The 21,347-nt window shown below is 35.8% G+C and carries 17 protein-coding genes and 2 pseudogenes; 18 read left to right on the top strand and 1 reads right to left on the bottom strand.

Annotation, left to right across the window (positions count from 1 at the left end):
* Nucleotides 1-5: 5 nt before the first annotated feature.
* The 10 genes from JMF85_RS25555 to JMF85_RS25510 all read left to right on the top strand — a co-directional run bounded on the left by JMF85_RS25555 (nt 6) and on the right by JMF85_RS25510 (nt 10,758).
* A complete protein-coding gene (locus JMF85_RS25555; RefSeq protein WP_201319217.1) occupies nt 6-1,250 on the top strand; it encodes a glycosyltransferase family 4 protein in 1,245 nt (414 codons plus the stop codon).
* Entirely contained in the window at nt 1,243-2,268 is a 1,026-nt protein-coding gene (locus tag JMF85_RS25550) for a polysaccharide biosynthesis protein (protein WP_201319216.1), read from the top strand. Before JMF85_RS25555 ends, JMF85_RS25550 begins: the two co-directional genes overlap by 8 nt.
* On the top strand, nt 2,265-3,374 hold the full coding sequence (locus tag JMF85_RS25545; RefSeq protein ID WP_201319215.1) for a capsular polysaccharide biosynthesis protein CapF: 1,110 nt from the start codon (nt 2,265-2,267) through the stop codon (nt 3,372-3,374). Before JMF85_RS25550 ends, JMF85_RS25545 begins: the two co-directional genes overlap by 4 nt.
* A gap of 4 nt (nt 3,375-3,378) precedes the next feature.
* The gene (gene wecB / locus JMF85_RS25540) at nt 3,379-4,506 is read left to right on the top strand and encodes a non-hydrolyzing UDP-N-acetylglucosamine 2-epimerase (protein ID WP_201319214.1); all 1,128 of its coding nucleotides are present in this window, start codon (nt 3,379-3,381) and stop codon (nt 4,504-4,506) included.
* The gene (locus JMF85_RS25535) at nt 4,506-5,699 is read left to right on the top strand and encodes a glycosyltransferase family 4 protein (RefSeq protein ID WP_201319213.1); all 1,194 of its coding nucleotides are present in this window, start codon (nt 4,506-4,508) and stop codon (nt 5,697-5,699) included. The genes wecB and JMF85_RS25535 overlap by 1 nt, the downstream gene beginning before the upstream one ends.
* Nucleotides 5,700-5,748: 49 nt before the next feature.
* The gene (locus JMF85_RS25530; protein ID WP_201319212.1) at nt 5,749-6,864 is read left to right on the top strand and encodes a glycosyltransferase family 4 protein; all 1,116 of its coding nucleotides are present in this window, start codon (nt 5,749-5,751) and stop codon (nt 6,862-6,864) included.
* Between the two features lie 61 nt (nt 6,865-6,925).
* Nucleotides 6,926-8,134, top strand: coding sequence for a glycosyltransferase (locus JMF85_RS25525; protein ID WP_201319211.1), 1,209 nt, complete (start codon nt 6,926-6,928; stop codon nt 8,132-8,134).
* Nucleotides 8,135-8,191: 57 nt separating this feature from the next.
* On the top strand, nt 8,192-9,421 hold the full coding sequence (locus JMF85_RS25520; protein WP_236595998.1) for a glycosyltransferase family 4 protein: 1,230 nt from the start codon (nt 8,192-8,194) through the stop codon (nt 9,419-9,421).
* A gap of 114 nt (nt 9,422-9,535) precedes the next feature.
* Entirely contained in the window at nt 9,536-10,093 is a 558-nt protein-coding gene (locus JMF85_RS25515; RefSeq protein ID WP_201319209.1) for a hypothetical protein, read from the top strand.
* A gap of 17 nt (nt 10,094-10,110) precedes the next feature.
* The gene (locus JMF85_RS25510; protein WP_269103772.1) at nt 10,111-10,758 is read left to right on the top strand and encodes an O-antigen ligase family protein; all 648 of its coding nucleotides are present in this window, start codon (nt 10,111-10,113) and stop codon (nt 10,756-10,758) included.
* A 545-nt stretch (nt 10,759-11,303) separates the two neighbouring features.
* On the opposite strand, the pseudogene JMF85_RS25505 reads toward JMF85_RS25510, so the two are convergent.
* A pseudogene (locus JMF85_RS25505) lies at nt 11,304-12,645 on the bottom strand (transposase).
* A gap of 261 nt (nt 12,646-12,906) precedes the next feature.
* On the opposite strand from JMF85_RS25505, the gene JMF85_RS25500 reads away from it, so the two are divergent.
* From JMF85_RS25500 to JMF85_RS25465, 8 genes and pseudogenes are all read left to right on the top strand, one after another.
* Nucleotides 12,907-14,283, top strand: coding sequence for an oligosaccharide flippase family protein (locus JMF85_RS25500; protein ID WP_201319207.1), 1,377 nt, complete (start codon nt 12,907-12,909; stop codon nt 14,281-14,283).
* Between the two features lie 13 nt (nt 14,284-14,296).
* Nucleotides 14,297-15,472, top strand: a complete 1,176-nt coding sequence (locus JMF85_RS25495; RefSeq protein ID WP_201319206.1) for a glycosyltransferase family 4 protein — start codon at nt 14,297-14,299, stop codon at nt 15,470-15,472.
* A gap of 338 nt (nt 15,473-15,810) precedes the next feature.
* Complete coding sequence (locus tag JMF85_RS25490; protein WP_201319245.1) at nt 15,811-17,118, top strand: nucleotide sugar dehydrogenase; 1,308 nt, start codon at nt 15,811-15,813, stop codon at nt 17,116-17,118.
* A 51-nt stretch (nt 17,119-17,169) separates the two neighbouring features.
* Complete coding sequence (locus tag JMF85_RS25485) at nt 17,170-18,126, top strand: Gfo/Idh/MocA family protein (protein ID WP_201319205.1); 957 nt, start codon at nt 17,170-17,172, stop codon at nt 18,124-18,126.
* A 17-nt stretch (nt 18,127-18,143) separates the two neighbouring features.
* A complete protein-coding gene (locus tag JMF85_RS25480) occupies nt 18,144-18,764 on the top strand; it encodes an acyltransferase (RefSeq protein ID WP_201319204.1) in 621 nt (206 codons plus the stop codon).
* 21 nt (nt 18,765-18,785) lie between these two features.
* Nucleotides 18,786-19,925: a DegT/DnrJ/EryC1/StrS family aminotransferase gene (locus JMF85_RS25475; RefSeq protein WP_201319203.1), complete on the top strand. Its 1,140-nt coding sequence runs from the start codon at nt 18,786-18,788 to the stop codon at nt 19,923-19,925.
* A 62-nt stretch (nt 19,926-19,987) separates the two neighbouring features.
* Nucleotides 19,988-21,017: pseudogene (galE, locus tag JMF85_RS25470) on the top strand (UDP-glucose 4-epimerase GalE).
* Between the two features lie 71 nt (nt 21,018-21,088).
* Nucleotides 21,089-21,298, top strand: coding sequence for a hypothetical protein (locus tag JMF85_RS25465; protein WP_201319202.1), 210 nt, complete (start codon nt 21,089-21,091; stop codon nt 21,296-21,298).
* Nucleotides 21,299-21,347 lie beyond the last annotated feature (49 nt).

Raw genomic sequence — 21,347 nt, 5'->3', positions numbered from 1 at the left:
AGGAATTGAAAAAACATATTTTGGTTATTTCACAATATTTCTACCCTGAGCAGTTTAGAATTAATGATATATGTACGGAATGGGTTAAAAGAGGATATAAAGTAACAGTTATAACTGGGATTCCCAACTATCCACAAGGTAAATATTATCAAGGGTTTGGGCTGTTTAAGAAACGAAAAGAAACGTATAACGGTATTGAGATTATTAGAATTCCATTGATACCAAGAGGAAATAACCCGATAACGCTTGCTTTAAATTATTTATCCTTTGTAGTATCCGGATTCTTTTGGAAAGTATTCACGAAAATAAAAGCTGACTATGTATTTATATTTGAAGTATCGCCGATGACACAAGCCTTGCCTGGCGTCTGGTATGCGAAAAAAAGGCAGATACCGTGTTACTTATATGTACAAGATCTTTGGCCCGAAAATGTAGAAATTATTACAGGGATAACAAATAAACATATTATGGGTGCTATTGGTAAAATGGTTGATTACATTTATGCACGGTGTACAAAAATTTTTACTACTTCAAGTAGCTTTATACATGCAATTGAAAAACGGAATGTTACGAGAGAAGTATTAGAGTATTGGCCACAATATGCTGAAGATTTTTATAGACCATTAAAGAGAACGATTATTGAAGAAATACCAAATGATGGTAATTATAATATAATATTTACTGGGAATATTGGTAACGCTCAGGGTTTAGATATTTTGCCTAAAGTAGCTGTATTGATAAAAGAGAAACAAGTTAATAGAAAAATTCGCTTTAATATAGTCGGTGATGGCAGATATAAAGAAACATTAGTTAAAATGATAAATTCTAATAATGTAGCTGATATGTTCAATTTTATTCCAAATCAACCTGCAAATAGAATTCCGGAATTTATGGCAGCTAGCGAAACTGCTTTTTTATGCTTAACGGATAATCCACTGTTCGCAATGACGATTCCCGCAAAACTTCAATCTTACATGGCATGTGGAATTCCAATTATTGCTTCTGCTGATGGTGAAACAAGCCGAATTATTAATGAATCAAAGGCAGGCTTATCAAGTCCTGCTGGTGATGCTCAAAAACTTTCTGAGATAATTATTGAATTATCGTCCAAGTCAAGCAAAGAATTGCAAGAATTAGGTGTTAATTCCAGAAGCTATTATGATAAAAACTTTAATAAAGAAGTACTGTTAAATAGAATGGATAGAAACTTTAGAGAGAATCTGGTATTGGAGGAGAAACAAATTGTTTAAAGATAAGACATTACTAATCACAGGCGGTACCGGTTCTTTCGGAAATGCAGCCATGAAAAGATTTTTAGATACCAATATAAAGGAAATCCGAATTTTTTCTCGAGATGAAAAGAAACAAGATGACATGCGAAAATATTATAAAAATGACAAGCTCAAGTTTTATATAGGTGATGTACGGGATCTATCCAGTGTCAAGAATGCCATGCATAATGTAGACTTTATCTTTCATGCCGCAGCCTTGAAGCAGGTTCCTTCTTGTGAGTTTTTTCCGATAGAAGCGGTGAAAACAAACGTATTGGGTACAGAGAATGTACTTACTGCCGCGATTGAGAACGAAGTTAAAAAAGTAATTTGTCTGTCTACCGATAAAGCTGCTTATCCCATAAACGCAATGGGAATCTCGAAAGCGATGATGGAAAAAGTATATGTAGCTAAGTCAAAGACAGTAGATCCTGACCGAACTCTTATTTGTGGTACGCGTTACGGCAATGTGATGGCTTCCAGAGGTTCAGTCATTCCACTTTTTATTGAACAGATTAAAAATCGTCAACCTTTAACCGTTACAGAGCCTAATATGACCAGATTCCTGATGAGTCTTGAGGAAGCGGTAGAGCTTGTTGTATTTGCATTCGAAAACGCTGAAGCCGGAGATATTATGGTGCAAAAGGCACCTGCTTCGACCATTGGGGATCTGACACAAGCGATCAAGGAGTTATTTAATGCAGACAATGAAATCAAAATCATCGGTACACGTCATGGCGAAAAACTATATGAAACTCTACTTACAAGGGAAGAACATGTAGTCGCACAAGATTTAGGCGGATTCTATCGAGTTCCTGCTGATAAGAGAGATCTTTATTATGATAAGTATTTTATAGAAGGGGATCATAAATTATCTTATGAAGTTGAGTATAACTCTCATAACACTGAAAGATTAAACATCGAACAGATTAAAGAAAAGTTATTAAAGCTTGACTATGTTCAAGAAGAGTTGAAAAAAGGATTGATTCAAGTATGAAGATATTAGTAACCGGTGCCAAGGGGTTTATCGGCAAAAATCTAATCGCAGAGCTCAGAAATCGAAACTACAATGATATCTTGGAATATGGTAAGGAAACAGATCCGTCTTTACTTGATAAATATTGTAAGGAAGCGGATTTTGTGTTTCATCTGGCCGGTGTAAACCGTCCCAGGGAACAGTCTGAATTTATGGACGGAAACTATGGGTTTACTTCAACACTACTTGATACGTTGAAGAAATATCAAAACACCTGTCCGGTTATGATTTCTTCCTCAATTCAAGCTGAACTGGATAACCCCTATGGCATGAGTAAAAAAGCAGGTGAAGACCTGCTTTTTGAATATAGTAAAGAAACAGGAGCGAAGGCTATTGTCTATCGTTTCCCGAATGTTTTTGGCAAGTGGTGTAAACCTAACTATAACAGTGCAGTTGCGACATTTTGTCATAACATTGCTCATGAATTACCGATTACCGTAAACGATCCTAATGTTGCAATGAAGTTAGTCTATATAGATGATGTAGTACAAGAACTAATCAACGCTTTAAGCGGAAATGAACATTCGGTTGGAGATTACTGTGAGGTTCCAGTCGTTCACACAATTACTCTTGGAGAGATCGTTGATTTGATTTATTCGTTCAAAAAAAGTCGTGAAGAACGATCTATTCCTGATATGTCTAATGAATTTACGAAAAAATTATATAGTACATATTTGAGTCATTTGCCAGAAAATCAGTTCAGTTATGCTTTAAAGATGAATGTAGATCAAAGAGGTTCTTTCACAGAGTTTATTAAGACTCAGAATAGAGGTCAAGTTTCTGTTAATATATCTAGACCTGGTATAACAAAAGGAAACCACTGGCATCATACAAAGAATGAGAAGTTTCTCGTGGTTAGCGGTAAAGGTGTAATTCGTTTTAGAAAAATTGATGCTGATGAAGTTATTGAATATTTTGTCAGTGGAGATAAATTGGAAGTAGTAGATATACCGACCGGCTACACACATAATATTCAGAACCTTGGCGATACCGATATGGTCACGATTATGTGGGCGAATGAGTACTTTGATCCTGAGAAGCCGGATACTTACTACTTGGAGGTATAACGTAATGAAGAAGTTAAAAGTCATGACAGTCGTAGGTACCCGGCCGGAGATTATAAGACTGTCGGCTGTGATTAATAAATTAGAACAATCCAATGCCATAGAACATACGCTTGTCCATACGGGTCAAAATTATGATTATGAATTAAATGGAGTGTTTTTTAAAGATTTTAATTTAAAGAAACCGGATTATTTTCTTAATGCAGCTACTGGTACAGCGGTTGAAACGATTGGGAATATCCTTATTAAAATTGATCCTATTATGGAGGAAGTTAAGCCAGATGCTTTTTTAGTGTTGGGAGATACGAATAGTTGTTTATGTGCAATTGCAGCCAAGAGGAAGCATATTCCAATTTTTCATATGGAAGCCGGAAATCGATGCTTTGATCAAAGAGTACCGGAAGAAACGAATAGAAAAATTGTAGATCATATAGCGGATATCAACTTAACATACAGCGATATAGCAAGAGAATACTTGTTAAGAGAGGGCCTTCCTGCAGATCGAATTATCAAAACTGGAAGTCCCATGTTTGAAGTTCTTAATTCAAGAAAAGAGGATATTGAGAAATCAGATGTATTAGAGAGATTGGAACTTGAAGAAGGAAATTATTTTGTAGTTTCAGCTCACCGGGAAGAAAATATAAATTCAGAGACCAATTTTCTGGATTTAGTTGATAGTTTAAATGCGATTGCAGAAAAATATAACATGCCTCTGATCGTAAGCACTCATCCTAGAACTAGAAATAGGATTGATGCTAAAGGGATAGAATTTAATCCATTGGTGAGAACAATGAAACCTTTAGGATTTAATGACTACATCAAACTTCAAATAAATGCAAAATCCGTTCTTAGTGATAGCGGTACGATCAGTGAAGAATCTTCTATCCTTGGCTTTAGAGCACTAAATATTAGGCAAGCTCATGAAAGACCGGAAGCGATGGAAGAAGCATCGGTGATGATGGTAGGTTTAAAGAAGGAAAGAATCTTACAGGGACTAGAGGTTTTAGAAACACAAGAAAAAAACTCATTAAGGCTTGTGGAAGATTATAGTATACCTAATGTATCGGATAAGGTGCTTAGAATTATTTTGTCATATACAGATTATGTGAATCGAGTTGTTTGGGGGACCAGCTAGTGAAAGTATTACAGATTAATTCTGTATGTGGGGTAGGAAGTACTGGGAGAATAGCAACAGATATCCATAACATATTGCTTGAACAAGGCCATGATAGCTTTATTGCATACGGTCGAGATCTTCCTATGAATTGTGATAGTTCGATTAGAATAGGTACAAAATATGATAATTACGGCCATGTAGCTTTAACAAGAGTATTTGATAAGCATGGATTCGGGTCGAAGAAGGCTACGCAAGATTTTATAACAGAAGTTGAAAAACTCGATCCGGATATCATCCATTTACATAATCTTCACGGATATTACATTAATATTGAAATTTTATTTGAATATCTAAAGCAAGCGAATAAACCAGTTGTATGGACGCTGCATGATTGTTGGGCTTTTACCGGGCACTGTTCTCATTTTGATTTCATCGGTTGTAATCGGTGGAAAACGGGTTGTCATGATTGTCCACAAACAAAGAATTACCCATCAAGTTATATCATAGATAATTCAAAAAGTAATTATCTAATGAAAAAAGAGATCTTTACAGGAATAAAAAATATGACCATTGTTACTCCGTCTAAATGGCTTGCGGAGTTAGTAAAAGAGTCATTATTAAGGGAATATCCAGTCAAAGTCATTAACAATGGAATAAATTTAGATGTTTTTAAACCAACCAAAAGTAATTTTAGAGAGATAAATCATTTAAATAATAAATATGTTATCTTGGGAGTAGCCAGTGTTTGGGATAAGAGAAAAGGATATGAATATTTCATTGAGCTATCCAAACAAATTAAAGAGGATGTAAGTATAGTTTTGGTGGGATTAACAGACAAACAAATAAAGGAACTTCCAAAAAATATAATGGGAATAGCAAAGACCAATAATATAATCGAATTAGCAGAAATTTATTCAGCCGCAGATGTATTTATTAATCCTACACTAGAGGATAATTTTCCAACTACGAACTTGGAAGCATTAGCATGCGGCACACCTGTTATTACATTTAATACTGGCGGTAGTGTGGAAAGTATTGATGAAAGTTGTGGCATTGTGGTGAGCAAGGAAAACGTGAATGAATTATTAAATGCAATTCAAAATATTAGATATAATTTTAAAGATCGTACTGCTTGTGTAAACCGTTCGAAATTATACGATAAAAACGATAAATTTAGAGAGTACATTCAACAATACTGTGAGGTTTTTTAGAATATAACTATGAGATCGCAGTACTTCAAAATGGATAGAGGGATAATAATTGAAAGTATTGTTTTTAACAAATATTCCGGCTCCGTATAGGATTGATTTTTTTAATGAATTAGGAAACTATTGTGAATTGACGGTCCTTTTTGAAAGATCAACTGCAACAGACCGTAATAAGGAATGGGTTTCGTCTGAGGTTCAAAACTTTAGACCAGTATTTCTTAAAGGAATAAATGTTGGACACGATGGAGCATTTTGTCCTTCGATAGCAAAATGGCTGAAAAAAAATCTATTTGACATATTTATTGTAGGCGGTTATAGCACCCCAACTGGGATATTTGCAATCGAAACGCTAAGAGCTCGTGGTATCCCCTTTATTCTGAATAGCGATGGGGGAATTGTGAAACAAGATAAATTGCTGAAGTATGCGATCAAAAAACATTATATTGGAAGTGCATCATGGTGGCTGAGTACCGGAAGTGAAACGGATAAGTATCTCGTTTACTATGGGGCAAGCAAGGATAACATATATACATATCCTTTTACATCAACTAGCAGTGCGGATATTGTTAACGCACCTGTCAGTGGTCAAGAAAAGAGGGTTTTGCGTCAAGAGCTAGGAATTAAGGGTGAACAGGTAGTACTCACTGTAGGTCAGTTTATTAATCGAAAAGGGATTGACGTCTTGCTTAAAGCATGGAAGTTTATTCCTGAGGCAACAACTTTGATAATTGTCGGAGAGGGGCCGGATAAACAAAAGCTCGTTGACCTTAAAAATGAGCTGAACTTATCTGACGTCATGTTTGAAAGTTTTAAAAAGAAAGAAGAACTAATGCGTTATTACCGAGCTGCGGATTTATTCGTCCTTCCAACTCGAGAAGATATATGGGGATTAGTAGTTAATGAAGCGATGGCTCAAGGATTGCCGGTGATTACAACGAAAAATTGTGTCGCTGGGATTGAACTTATAAATGAAAGCGTAAATGGGTGTATTGTTCCTTCCGATGATGTAAACGCACTAGCTAAAGGTATTCTTAGAGTTTTAAATGATAAAAAGCTTAGAACAATCATGTCACATAATAACCTCAAAAAGATGAAGTTATATACGATTGAGGCAATGGCAAAGAAACATTTTGAAATTTTAACTCATATCAAAGAAGAGATGAAATAATATCATTTAAATTTTTCAAGTATCAAGGTTCCAGGAAGATTTAGACTTGGGGAGTAAAAACATGAAGATTTTATATGTATCATCACTTTGCTCAAAAAAAGAATATAAAAAAATATGCGAAATTGCAAAAAGCACCATCTCACAACCGGCACAGAAGTATCATGTTTTAATGGCTGAAGGATTTTCATTAAATCAAAATGTAGAGGTCACAGCTCTTTCTGCGCGACCTATAAGCCGGCGTGTATCAAATAGATTATTTTGGACACAGAAAAAGGAAAGAGAGAATACATTAACGTATTTATATCTTCCTTTTATCAATTTTCCATTAGTAAGACAGTTAATGATTTTTATCTTTTCTTTTTTTTGCACATTTATATGGGGGATCAAAAATAAAAAGGCAGTTATTATTTGTGATGTACTAAATATGAGTGTTAGCTATGGTGCGCTTTTGGCTGGGAAATTTCTAAATAGACATGTTGCTGGGATTGTGACAGATGTTCCTGGCTTTTTTGCAGAAGATGAAGGTGAGGTAAGTATAGTAAATAGAGTATCAAAAAAAATTAATATGATACTTATCTTTTCACTTGATTCATATGTTTTGTTAACAGAAGCAATGAATGAAATTGTTAATCCAGAGTTAAAGCCTTACTGTGTTATTGAAGGTCAGGTGGATGTGAATATGCTGAATACAAACAACAGTCTGAAACAAAAATATGAGCAAAAGATCTGTATGTATACTGGTTCTCTAAATAGGGCTAATGGCATTGATATATTGATAGAGTCATTTTTAAAAGCAAATTTATCCAATAGCGAGCTTCACATATATGGAAGTGGTGATTATGAGAATGAGATAATTGCCATTACACAAAAAGAAAGTCACATATATTATCATGGTTCTGTTCATAATGATATTGTAATAAATGAACAGTTGAAAGCGACATTACTTATTAATCCACGTCCTACTAATAGATTATTCACAAAATATTCATTTCCATCCAAAAATATGGAGTATATGGTCTCAGGTACCCCCACATTAACGACGAAACTTCCAGGGATGCCAAAGGAGTACTATAAATATGTCTATTTAATTGAAGATGAAACAATTGATGGAATCAGTAAGACAATGAAAGAAATAATGTCTAAATCAAAAGATGAACTACATCAAAAAGGTTTAAACGCTAAGGAGTTTGTATTAAGAGAGAAAAACAATGCTATACAAGCGAAAAAAATCATTTCAATGATTAAGAATGTACACAGATTAACTGAATAATAGTTAGGGGATTTTGTAAATATGAAAATATTGTGGCTATGTAATGGAGTCTTACCTATGGCAGCAGAAGTATTTAACCTAAACATTGACCATGGAGGAGGCTGGCTCATTGGGCTATCGGAGGATTTAAAAAATTATGAAAATAACTCATTACACATTATATTTTTTCATAATAATATAAATTCGCTTGAAATTCACCATATTGATAACATAACGTACTATGCAATTCCTAAAAAGATCATGGATCCCTGTAAATATGAACCGAATGTTGAAACTTACCTACAAGGTGTCATTAAAGCTGTAAATCCAGATATTATTCACATATTTGGAACGGAATACCCCCATACTTTGGCCATGATGAATGTTTGTCCTGTCGATAGAACGGTTGTATCTATACAGGGTCTTGTCTCTGTTTATTCAAGGCACTATATTTCTAATTTGTCATTCTTTATGCAACCGAATTCTAGAATAATAAAAAACTATTTACGAAAAAAAATGATTCTTAGACAACAAAAAAGGTTTGAAATTCGAGGTTTGTTTGAGGTTGAGGCATTAAAGAAGGCAAAGCATGTCATTGGAAGGACGACTTGGGATTATGCGTGTACGAAACAAATCAATAAGAATGTAAATTACTATTTTTGTAATGAAACATTGCGTGGTGAATTCTATAAACATAAATGGACAATCGATAATTGCGAAAGATTTTCAATATTTGTCAGCCAAGGCGTGTATCCGATTAAGGGGTTGCATATTATACTTCAAGCTTTGTCTGAAATATTGAAATTTTACCCACAAGCTCATTTATATATTGCTGGCGCGGATATTACTAAAGGAAAATCTTTAACGGATCGTGTGGGCATTTCGTATGGACAATACATTCGCGAACTAATTGAGGAACTTCAACTAATAAAACATATTACCTTTACAGGAGAACTAAATGAAAAGGCAATGTGTATGCAATTTTTAAAGGCGCATGTCTTTGTATCAGCATCAAGTATAGAGAACAGTCCGAATTCTTTAGGTGAAGCCATGATATTAGGGGTACCTTCAGTATCATCCTGTGTTGGTGGAGTACAAGATATGCTTTCACACAAGGAAGAAGGTTACTTATATCCTTTTGATGAGTCTTATATGTTAGCACACTATGTATGTGAAGTATTCAGCAACGATGAAATTTCGCTTAAGTTATCCGAGAGAGCAACAAAGCGGGCACTAACAACACACAACAGAGAAAACAATTTAATAAATTTGATGAAAATATACCGAGAAATAATAAAATATAATTGATAGGGTTTTAAGTATATCTTGCTAAAAAAGATAGTGCATAGTGCTTATGTAATGGATCTATTAATACTCAAAAACAGTTGAAAACAAAAAATTGTTTCAAGGAGTTAATATGAGATGGATTCCAAGAGTATCGATGATAGGAATGACAGAGTATTAAGCATAGTGATATGTATTATGATTTTAGAATATCTTGGAACTATTATCCTGATTGCAGGGTTTAAAAATATCGGATTGGGTATCGACTTAGGAACAAAAATCACTACTGTTTTATTTGATATTATACTTTATTCAGGTTTTTTATATTGTTTTTTGTTAAAAAAAAGAATAACTGCAGATATTTTAGGGATATTAGCTTTGGTTATATTAATGGTGATAATAAGTTATATATTCGTGCCTGAAAATAAACCATACATTGAAAAATATGGCCCTGAGTTGTTTTTAAAGTGTATACCTGCATTCCTTTTAGTTAGATCTATTAAGAAACCTGAAATATTACTTCAATATCTTTATAGTACTTCATATATATTAATTATACTTGGGGGATTATACTTTTTCTTTTATTCCATGAAAGAAGAATATCGAAGTTCAGGGTACGATATGGTCTTTGGTTATGAAATGTCCATCCCGATTATTTTTTTATTAAACAAATGGTTTAATAAAAAAATAAGTTAGATCTAATATTATCCATATTGGGTTTTATAATGGTGTTAATCAAATCTTCTAGAGGTCCAATATTGACTATAGTCTCTCTAATTTTTTTTAAGATTATATTTGGTAAAATGACTGTGAAAAAAAAGATATCATTTACGCTTTCACTTTCTTTTATCACTATACTATTCGTGAATTATGATAAATATTTATATAAATTCATAGAGAATGTTTTAGGAGTTTTTAATATTTATAGCAGAACCCTTGCACTTCTACAAAATGAAACTATAAATTTTTTAAATGGTAGAGAATTACTATATGCTAAAACTATTGAATACATAAATATCAACTTCTTTAGTGGATATGGAATTTACGGTGATAGAGCGTTACTTGATGGAACTTATCCCCACAATATTATTTTGGAATTTCTAGTTCAATATGGTATTCTACTAGGCACAATTTTTTTAGTATTAATTTTATTGCTCATAATTTGTGGATTCTATATAAATGAATGGAATGATATTTCAATAATTTTCGTTTCAATTGTCATTGTAGGAAGTATGTTGTCTGGTAGTTATTTAACTAATTTATATTTTTGGATGATGTTGGGGGGGTTAATTAACGCAATTATGAACAAAAAAATTAAGTTAGAGATAAAAAATTCAAGTAAGGCTGTAACCGTTAAATAGCAATGAACAATGAGCGATAAATAATTTTTAACACTATTTTCCAGTGGCTTTACATGGAGTGGTGGGCATGATAGCCTGCTTTGGCAAGGCAAAACCCAGTGGGGACGCCGCTTTTGCAATGAATCATGCCCACAGAGGCTCCATGTCAAGCCACGGTCATTTACCAGCGAAATGTTCATTCCTAATTATCGAAAAATGTTCAAAAGGACTTAACGGTTACATAAGCATCCTACATGGGTAAATAGTAGAAACAAAACACTATCACAATGAGACATAGTAACCATGTATCGAGTATGGTTAGGGTGGGTTCTACATAACCAAATTACGCTATATTCATCGTTTACCATGTTATATACTATACTGTTATATTGCATTGGTAATGGAGATATTCAGATTGTGATTAAAGTTAAAATGAAGCAATCTTTCTTTACGACAGTAAGTTATTATAAACCGAGTTTATTTATTTTTTATATGAATCAATTTCATAATGTGTAGTTACAGATATGCGGACTAGCCGAAAATCAAAAAATTGTTTTTTAAAATTTCTACGCGGCTAGCTTACGGTATTGCTGGTTCAGTCGATCACAGGCTAACGTCATATAATTGTATATCAGCGTGATGAGATTGAAATGAACTTTTGCTTTTGTCCTGTCCGATGCCTTACATTGTTCAATTGATAGAATTCCTTCAAGTAAGCATTCACACGCTCGACCGCAGATCTCTTCTTAGCTATATTTTTCCAGGACTCCGATCCGCGTGCGGTTGCGGTATACTTGCGTAGATCCATTGTAATCTTTATCTTGTACACTTTCTGACAGAGCGAATCCTGAGCTAACGGACAGTTCTCGCATTCCTTCGGTCGAACATATTTTAACGTTTCATATTTGGCGTCGTAGCTATCATAACGATAGGAATGCTCCCTGACACAGGTTGGTGCGAAATGCTCATCAACCCCCAGAAGTTCGGGTTCTCGCCGTCGGTTGTAAGCAATGACGGCATGGGCTCCAGATGAACTAACTTACTTGTAAATCGGTTCGTAATCGTAACCTGCGTCCATCGCGGCATATTTAAACGAATAGCCTTTGAGCTTTAATGCGATGCCTTTTAATAAAGGGATTGCCGCTTTCCCGTCATTTAGATTTCCCGATGAAAAAGGATCCAAGGATATATTGGCTCTGAGTTCCTACCGCCAAAAGTCCCTTATAGCCGTACCAAAATACGTTTTTCCCTTCGCTGCTTTTATTGACTCCCCACTGTGGGTTTAGAGGCATCTCCTTTCTTATAGTGTCGTAAGGCTCATTTAATTGAGCTGCTATTTCTTTTTCATAAATCGGCTTCTGTTCTTCTTCTTGCTTTTGCTTTAACCAAGCTTCATGCACTTTGACTTTCGTCCACGTTTTTTGGGTTCTGGATTTTTTTGCTCCTGCTTCGCAGGGGCTTGATCTCGGGCTTCGATATGGGTGGCATCAATGGCTACCGTATCATCCGTAATGAAGCCTTCGTCCAGAGCTTGCTTTACGATTTGCTCCTGAATTTGTTCTAGAGCATCGCTTTGACTTATTTTCTCGATGAGTCTCGAGTAAGACGCGGCAGAGGGAATCTTCTCCGACAGGGAAAAGCCACAATCCATGCGGAATAAGATATCTTCTCGAAGTCGTTTCAACAAGTCTTTGATCGTTGGGATGCGCTCCACTATCCTGGCAATCAACGAATAAATCATCGCTTGATAATTAACTTCAACTGGGGCTCCGTAGCGAGACTTTTTTCTGACCAACCGTAAGATGGGAGTGATGTCCACAGCAGAAAAGATGACTTCGAAACGATCTTTTTGCTCTAACTCATAAGTTCTTGAAGGGTAAACAGACTCTCGTGTCGAATATAAGGCATAGGGAGTTCTCCTTTCATCTCAGTGTTTTGCTGGGTTGTTAACACTTTCGAGATTTGGGGAGGCATCTCCTTTCTTATGGTAAAAAAAGTTAGTTAAATCAAGGCTTGCGATTTATGAAATTGATTTATATATAAAATAAATCCAAATCGTTTTAGTCATCTTCTCATATAACTATATTTTACTTTTGTTTTATATAACAGTATGTTCTAATTTTGAATTTAGCAAACCAATACTAAATAGCGAGGAAGCTAAATTTACTTATGGATAGTTTAAAGTTAGAAAAAAAAAATATTAAACGATTAAAGAAAATTTTAGAGCAATTTACTAAATCAACAATAATAAATAGTACACTAAAAATTGCAATGGGAAATATCATAGCTCAGACACTATCATTTATTTTCGTGCCGGTGAATACTAGATTATATGGTCCGGAATATTATGGAGAGTTCAGTATATTTACGTCAACTTATTCGATAATTAATGGACTTATGTGCTTGGGTTTAGTTTCGGCTATTATTTCTCCAAAAGATGAAAGAGATGCAAGTGGTATATACAGAATTTGTATTATAAGTTGTGTTACATTGAGCGTGGTACTCCTTGCGATTGTTTTTGTTATTTCTCCATGGATAAAGGTAATAGATATTGGTATACAATATTATATTGCTTGTATTTTATTAGCAATAGCACTCATATCAAATAATCTTGTTAGCATAACTGGAACATGGGGAAATAGGCAGCAAGCATATAATATACTGTTCTGGAATCCAATAATTAGTGCTGTATTAAATTTCCTTGTTACATTTACACTAGGGCTAACAAGCTTCAAATCTTATGGACTGATTTTGGGAATGTTAATTAGCCAGAGTGTTGCCTTTTTTTATTTGCATTTAATTTTTAAACCACTAAAATATAAACATTCATTCCAAAATTTAAAGTTATTATTGAAGGAATATTCCGATTTTGTTAAATATCAAATGTCATCCAATTTCATAAAAGGTGTAACATTAAACATTCCTATTTTAATGTTATCTCAATTATTTGGTGACGTTTTTTTAGGTCAGTATAACATGGGGCAACGTTTATTGTTTATACCCATTGTATTTATCGCTTCTGCACTAGGACAGATACATTTCAAGCAAGCAACACAAATAGTTAATAATGGGGATGACCCTGGGGAATTAACTTACAAGACTATCAAATTAATTACTTATATTTCCTTTATCCCCTTTTTAATATTGGGGGTATTTGGTGACTCAATTTTTAAAATATTTTTAGGTAGTGATTGGGTTCTTAGTGGAAATTTGGTGAAAATCAGATCATTAGAATTTCTATTATCAAGTATTTTTTTTAGTGCGTCTTATTTTTTCGTTGTTATAAGGAAACAAAAAATAAATCTAATCCATACTATCATATCGCTCATAGTAAGTATTACTGCAATTTATATTGGAGGATATCTTTTTAATGACAAAATAATTACGGTATTATTCTTAACAGCTACTAATAGTATCTTATATATTGGATTTTATGTTTATGCATTTAAAAATAGTTCTTTTGGAAGCAGATATTTCTTAAGATTTATTACATTGTCTACTATTTTATTTCTAGTACTACAGTTTATAGGTAACTCTATTTTTTAGTGGGGGTAAAATTATGAATATAGTACATTTATGCCTAAATGGCCCTTATACTGATGGATGGGGATATCAAGAGAATTTAATTCCGAAATATCATAAAAAAATGGGACATAGTGTTACTGTAATTACGAACAATATGAAACATAGTGAAATTAATGGCGAAATTATCAATACAGAGTGTGGTAAATATTTTTCGAAGGAAGGTATTCAAGTATTTAGATTAAAAAAAAGCAAATTTCTTACTACTAAATTAACAGACGCATTTACATATTACAAAATTTATAATTTGCTTTGTGAAATTAAGCCTGATTTTATTATGGTGCATGGTTTAGGAAGTATATCTGCTTTACAAGTATTAAAGTATGCAAGAAAAGTTAATTCTAATTGTGTTGTAGTCGCTGATAATCATCAAGATTACTTTAATTCAAAAGTTAAAGGCGGTATTAAGTTCTCTATTTTCGTATTAGTTTTAAAGTTTATTAATCAACTTACACAAAAATGCTATCGAAAAGTTTATGGGATTACACCTGAATGTATGCAATTTGCCAAAGATTTTTATGGAATTAATAAAAATAAATTAGAGCTTCTTCCTTTAGGGGCTGATATTGACTTAATTAATTCAAATAATACAGAAGCGACTAGAATGCATATTAGAAAAAAATATAATATTGATAATTCAGATTTAATGATTGTTACGGGAGGTAAACTTGATGAAAGAAAAAATACTCATGTGTTGATGAACGCTGTGTCTAATTTAAAGAATAAAAATCTAAAAGTTATAGTTTTTGGGATTCCAACTTCTGTAGAATACTATAAAATACTTCAAAATATTCAGCAACGTTCCCCTGATAACATAAAACTTATAGGGTTATTATCGATTGATCAAATATATCAATTATATAGTTCGGCAGATGTAGCTTTATTTCCAGGAACTCAATCAGCTTTATGGCAACAAGCTATTGCCAGTGGGTTACCACTAATCATTAAAAAATGGAATGGTTTAGAATATTTAGATTTGGGAGGAAATGTTATATTTTTAGAGAAGCCGAACGAAAAAGAGATCGAGACATTATTAAATACTCTACTTGAGAATAAAAGTATTTTAAAGCATATGAAAGATGTTGCTTCTACTGAAGGCGTGAAATTTTTTTCTTACGAAGAAATCGCAAAAAAGGTTATAACATTAGATTGACAATCTACCAGTCAAGCTTCATGCAACGGACCACTTTGAATGAAACGCTGTTGAATTTGTTTTCAAATGTTTACACATATAATCTAATATCAGGTATTCAGACGTCCATCGCTCTATCTACGATTTTTTCTACAAAATGTTATCTGGGGGGAATATCGATAATTCTCCTTTTTTGTGCTGTAAAATTTTAAATATTTTTTAATAAATGGAGGATTTAATGCTAGCAGTATCATACAATGTGCAAAAAAACTTTAGATTTCTGTAATCTACGCTGCCTTTATTGTTATTTGTAAATCTATCAAAAATGGGAGGAATTCTTTGTGAGTAACGTAATGTTGATGAATAAATTAAAACAAAAACTATTAAATAAAACAGCAACACTTGGTGTTATTGGTCTTGGATACGTGGGGCTTCCCTTGGCAGTGGAGAAAGCGAAAGCCGGATTCAAAACGATCGGCTTCGATGTGCAAGAATCCAAGGTAGATATGGTTAACGCTGGAGATAATTACATCGGAGATGTGGTTAATGAAGATCTCGAATCTATCGTCAGATCAGGTTCTCTTTCTGCCACAACTGACTTCGCACAAGTAGCGAAAGCAGACTGTGTATGTATTTGCGTACCAACACCATTGGATTCACATCAGCAGCCGGACATCAGCTATGTGAAGGCTTCAGCGGAAAGCATCGTCCCTTATATGCATCCGGATATGCTGATCGTTCTGGAATCCACCACATACCCTGGAACAACAGAAGAACTTCTGAAACCAATTCTTGAGACGTCGGGATTAAAATGCGGAGTGGATTTCTATCTTGCCTTTTCACCGGAGCGCGTTGACCCGGGTAATCTGATTTACAAGACGAAAAATACTCCTAAAGTCGTGGGGGGTATTACCCCGGAATGTACGGACGTAGCAGCTACTTTATATGAGAGTGTTTTAGAGGCGCCGATACACCGGGTGTCCTCTCCGGCCATTGCAGAAATGGAGAAAATTCTCGAGAACACGTATCGGAATGTTAATATTGGACTCGTTAATGAACTAGCGATTTTATGTAACAAGATGGGTATTAATTTCTGGGAAGTTATTGATGCCGCTAAAACAAAACCGTATGGATTCCAGGCATTTTATCCGGGTCCGGGTTTAGGTGGACATTGCATTCCACTCGACCCCTACTATTTATCCTGGAAAGCCCGTGAATATGGCTTTCATACTTCAATGATTGAAGCATCAATGATGATTAACGACCGTATGCCGGAATATTGTGTGGAGAGGGCAAGAAAAATACTCAATCGATACAAGAAAGCAATAAACGGTGCAAAAGTTTTAGTACTAGGGGTGGCTTATAAGCAGGATATTGACGATTATAGGGAAAGCCCGGCTATCCGAGTAATTGAAGAACTGGAAAAAGAGGGTGCGGACGTTGTTTACTTTGATCCCTACGTTCCAGAGTATCGGGAGCATGGAAAAGTTGTGAAAGGCGAACTGAAGTTAACCGTCGAGCTTATTAAAAATGCGGATTTGGTTTTAATTACTACAGCACATTCCAATGTGGACTATCATTTTGTACAGCAGCATGCGCAAATCATTTTCGATACCAAAAATGCATTAAAGGGAATAAGCAATAGAGCAAATATCGAAGTTCTATAATTTGCACTAAAAACACATAAATATATATCAATAAATCTAGGAGCATTGGCTATGGACAAAAAAATATGCGTTATCGGTGGGGGACGTTGGGGGCAAAACCACATCAAAACTCTCTTTCAAATGGGTAACCTTGCGGGTATAGTGGAAGCCAATCAACAGAGACTAGAGGAGCTGTTAGCTCAATATCCGGTACATGGATTTACCGAACTGGATGCCGCAATCGAGCATGGATTTGATGGATACATATTGGCAACACCTGCCGAAACACATTATCCTGTGGGAAAGAAGCTGTTGGCACAAGGCTTGAACGTACTAATAGAAAAACCAATGACCCTTTCCTCAGAGCATTCAAAAGAGCTTGTAGATATTGCAGAGCAAACGAAGGCCCGACTTATGGTAGGTCATCTCTTACTATTCCACCCGGCAATTATAAAAATAAAGGAAGTTATAGATAGCGGTAAGATCGGCCAGCTTTACTATGTATACTCAACCCGATTAAATCTGGGAACAGTCAGGACGGAGGAGAATGTCTTCTGGTCATTCGCGCCTCATGACATCTCCATCTTGGATTATTTCATTGGCTCTTCGGCCATCAAGATAGAGGCGAAAGGATCGAAATTCCTACAGAATTCAGTTTACGATGTGACCATGGCTCAGCTTGCTTACCCTGGGAATGTGCATGCTCATATCTTTGTTTCCTGGCTGCATCCCTTCAAAGAACAAAGACTGGTTGTAGTAGGTAGCCAAGGTATGATTTCCTTCGATGATTCCTCTGAAAAAAATATACTTTATTACAATAAACGTATTGATTGGGTCGATGGAAAGCCGATTAAAGTAGAACAGCCCGATGAGATCATTTCATATGAGAAAAGTATGCCTCTGGCTGAAGAACTCAAATATTTCATTAAACATCTCGATAAAACAATTGAAATTGCCAACGGCAAATCCGGATACGAAGTGGTTAAAGTGCTCGAAACGGTGCAAGCGTTAATAAGCAAGGGTGAATAAGACAGGAGTGAGATGGATTGACAGACTATTTTGTACATGAAAGCAGCTATGTTGATGAAGGGACCTCCGTTGGCAAAGGCACGAAAATATGGCATTTTAGCCATGTTCAAAAAGGTTCGCAAATTGGAGAAAATTGCTCTCTCGGTCAGAATGTCAATATTTCAAATAATGTCAAGATTGGCAAGGGTGTGAAGATTCAGAATAATGTTTCTGTATATGAAGGAGTAGAGCTGGAGGACTACGTCTTTTGCGGACCCTCCACGGTGTTTACGAATGATTTGACGCCGCGCAGCAAATACCCTAAAGGAAGTGCCGGATACAAGAAAACGCTGATAAAATACGGAGCTTCTATCGGCGCAAATGCGACCATTGTGTGCGGCAATACGGTTGGCAAGTGGGCGATGATTGCTGCCGGTGCAGTGGTGACTAAGGATGTACCTGATTATGCTCTGATGGCAGGAGTCCCGGCCAAGCAAATAGGTTGGGTTTGTGAATGCGGTATACAGCTTAAAGCTGAGCTTCATTGTAAGGATTGCGGTAGAGAGTATAAGGTGGTGGATGGAAAGCTGGAGGAAAACAGAGGATTCATTTATTTAGTAGATGCTAGAAAAGCACTCAAGAGTGAGAACATGACCTAATGAAAGAGAAGGAGCCATAACATGCAATTTAGAGACATAAAAGCACAATATCAAACCTATAAGGACGAGATTGATTCTGTAATACAGGAAGTACTACTTAATGCAGACTTTATAGGTGGCAAACAAGTTGGTGAATTGGAAGCTCAGTTGGCCGAATATGTTGGGGTTAAGCACTGTATTTCATGTGCCAATGGAACGGAAGCAATGACTCTTGTAATGATGGCTTGGGGAATTAAAGAAGGCGACGCAGTGTTCGTACCGGATTTCACATTTTTCTCTACAGGCGAAATTGTTTCATTCCGCGGAGCAACTCCAGTATTTGTTGATGTAGACAGGGAGACCTTCAATTTAGACCCGGTGAAACTGGAGAAAGCAATTCAAAAAACAATAGCTGAGGGCAAGTTAATTCCGAGAGTTATCATCCCCGTTGATTTGTTTGGGTTACCGGCAAATTATCCCGAAATAGAAAAAATAGCGGAAAAATATAAGTTACTAATACTGGAGGATGGCGCTCAAGGCTTTGGTGGTAATATTAATGGTAAAAGAGCCTGCAGCTTCGGCCATGCAGCAACGACTTCATTCTTTCCCGCAAAGCCATTGGGATGCTATGGAGATGGTGGGGCTGTGTTTACAAACGATGACGATTTGGTGCATCTTCTAAAATCTCTTAAGGTTCATGGCAAAGGCGATGATAAATACGATAATGTGAGAATTGGCGTTAATTCCAGATTGGATACAATTCAAGCGGCCATCTTGAAAGTTAAGTTAAAAGCTTTTATTGAGCATGAGCTGGAAGACGTGAACAAAGTATACCGGTATTACAACGAAAGACTTAGCGGCGTTGTTGATATACCTGTGATACCGGATGGATTTTATTCAAGCTTTGCTCAATACACTATAAAGCTGAAAAATAAAGAGCAGCGAGATGGTCTGCAAGCAAAACTAAAAGAGCAGGGGATCCCTAGCATGATTTACTATTCTAAACCCTTGCACAAGCAAGGTGCTTTTGCGAATTTAGAGTTTGATAAAAATGATTTTGAGGTAGCTAATGAACTCAGTGATGTTGTACTTTCTTTGCCAATGCATCCTTATCTTAGAGATGAAGACGTTAATACTGTATGTGATGTTATAAAGCGATACATGGTGCGGAATTTTGTTTAAATTGGCTTCCCAAATATCGAATTTACATATAAAGAAAATGTGTTAATAGGAGGCGGGCTGCTATGACCATCCTGATCACCGGCGGTGCCGGTTACATTGGAAGCCATACGTGCGTGGAGCTGTTAAATGCAGGCTATGATATCGTAGTGGTAGACAACCTTTCCAACAGCAAGCTGGAATCGTTAAACAGGATCCGTGAGATCACTGGAAAAGCACTAAGGTTCTATCCGACAGATATCTTGAATGAAGAGGGATTAACGAAAGTTTTTGCAGAACATCATATTGAAGCCGTCATTCATTTTGCGGGACTGAAAGCCGTGGGGGAATCTGTACAGATTCCCCTTCGTTATTATCATAACAATATCACGGGAACCCTTATTCTTTGCAACGTTATGCGGAAATTCGGCGTGAAGAAAATGGTGTTCAGCTCCTCCGCTACGGTGTATGGGATGTCGGAACGGGTGCCGATCTCGGAAGACTTTCCATTAATGGCGACCAATCCTTATGGACGGACGAAACTGATGATCGAGGAATTTCTTCGGGATTTTTACATTGCCGATCAGGACTGGAGCGTTGCGTTGCTGAGATATTTTAATCCGGTCGGTGCGCATGAAAGCGGACGGATCGGTGAAGACCCGAATGGAATTCCCAACAACCTTATGCCGTATATTACACAGGTAGCGGTTGGCAAACTGCGGGAATTGCAGGTGTTTGGCAGCGATTATCCGACTTCGGACGGAACGGGAGTCAGGGATTACATTCATGTCGTCGATTTGGCTGTAGGCCATGTAAAAGCTTTGGAGAAGATAACAAACACAACCGGAGTGGGTGCCTATAATCTCGGTACGGGTAGAGGCTGCAGTGTATTGGAAATGATACAAGCCTTCGAGAAAGCATCAGGCAAGATGGTTCCGTATAAGCTAGTAGACCGCAGACCTGGTGATGTGGCGATCTGTTATGCTAATCCGTCCAAGGCAAAGGGAGTTAGGCTGGGAGGCAAAACGAGGCATCGAAGAAATGTGTGCTGACGCTTGGCGCTGGCAGGTAAAAAACCCGAACGGTTATGAAGCGCTGGAAAATCAACTAAAATGAACGTTTTGTTTGGATCACCCCTAAGTCTCCCCCTTAGGTCGATATGTAATGCCAGCTAAAAGGAGAATTCCATGGAATCTTATGACGAATTAATAAAGCAGGAAGAAGCTTTGAAAAAACAAATTTTTGAACTTTATAAAAAACGAGACGAAATCAAGAAAAAACTTAAAGAATATTGTTCTCACGAATACAAGATCAAATTTCAGCCATCACATGAATATTGCGTTGAAGAAGCCGAGTATTGCAATCATTGTGGAATTACATTTTTCAAGTATAAATAACATTCTCTTTTTTTTCACAAATGTCCAGTTGTCTAAGAATAAGGATGTG

Origin of the sequence: Paenibacillus sp. EPM92, from assembly GCF_016586185.1 — a bacterium.
GTDB classification, from domain to species: domain Bacteria; phylum Bacillota; class Bacilli; order Paenibacillales; family NBRC-103111; genus Paenibacillus_G; species Paenibacillus_G validus.
Note: the sequence above shows the minus strand (reverse complement) of the source record. Positions and strands in the feature narration are given on the sequence as shown.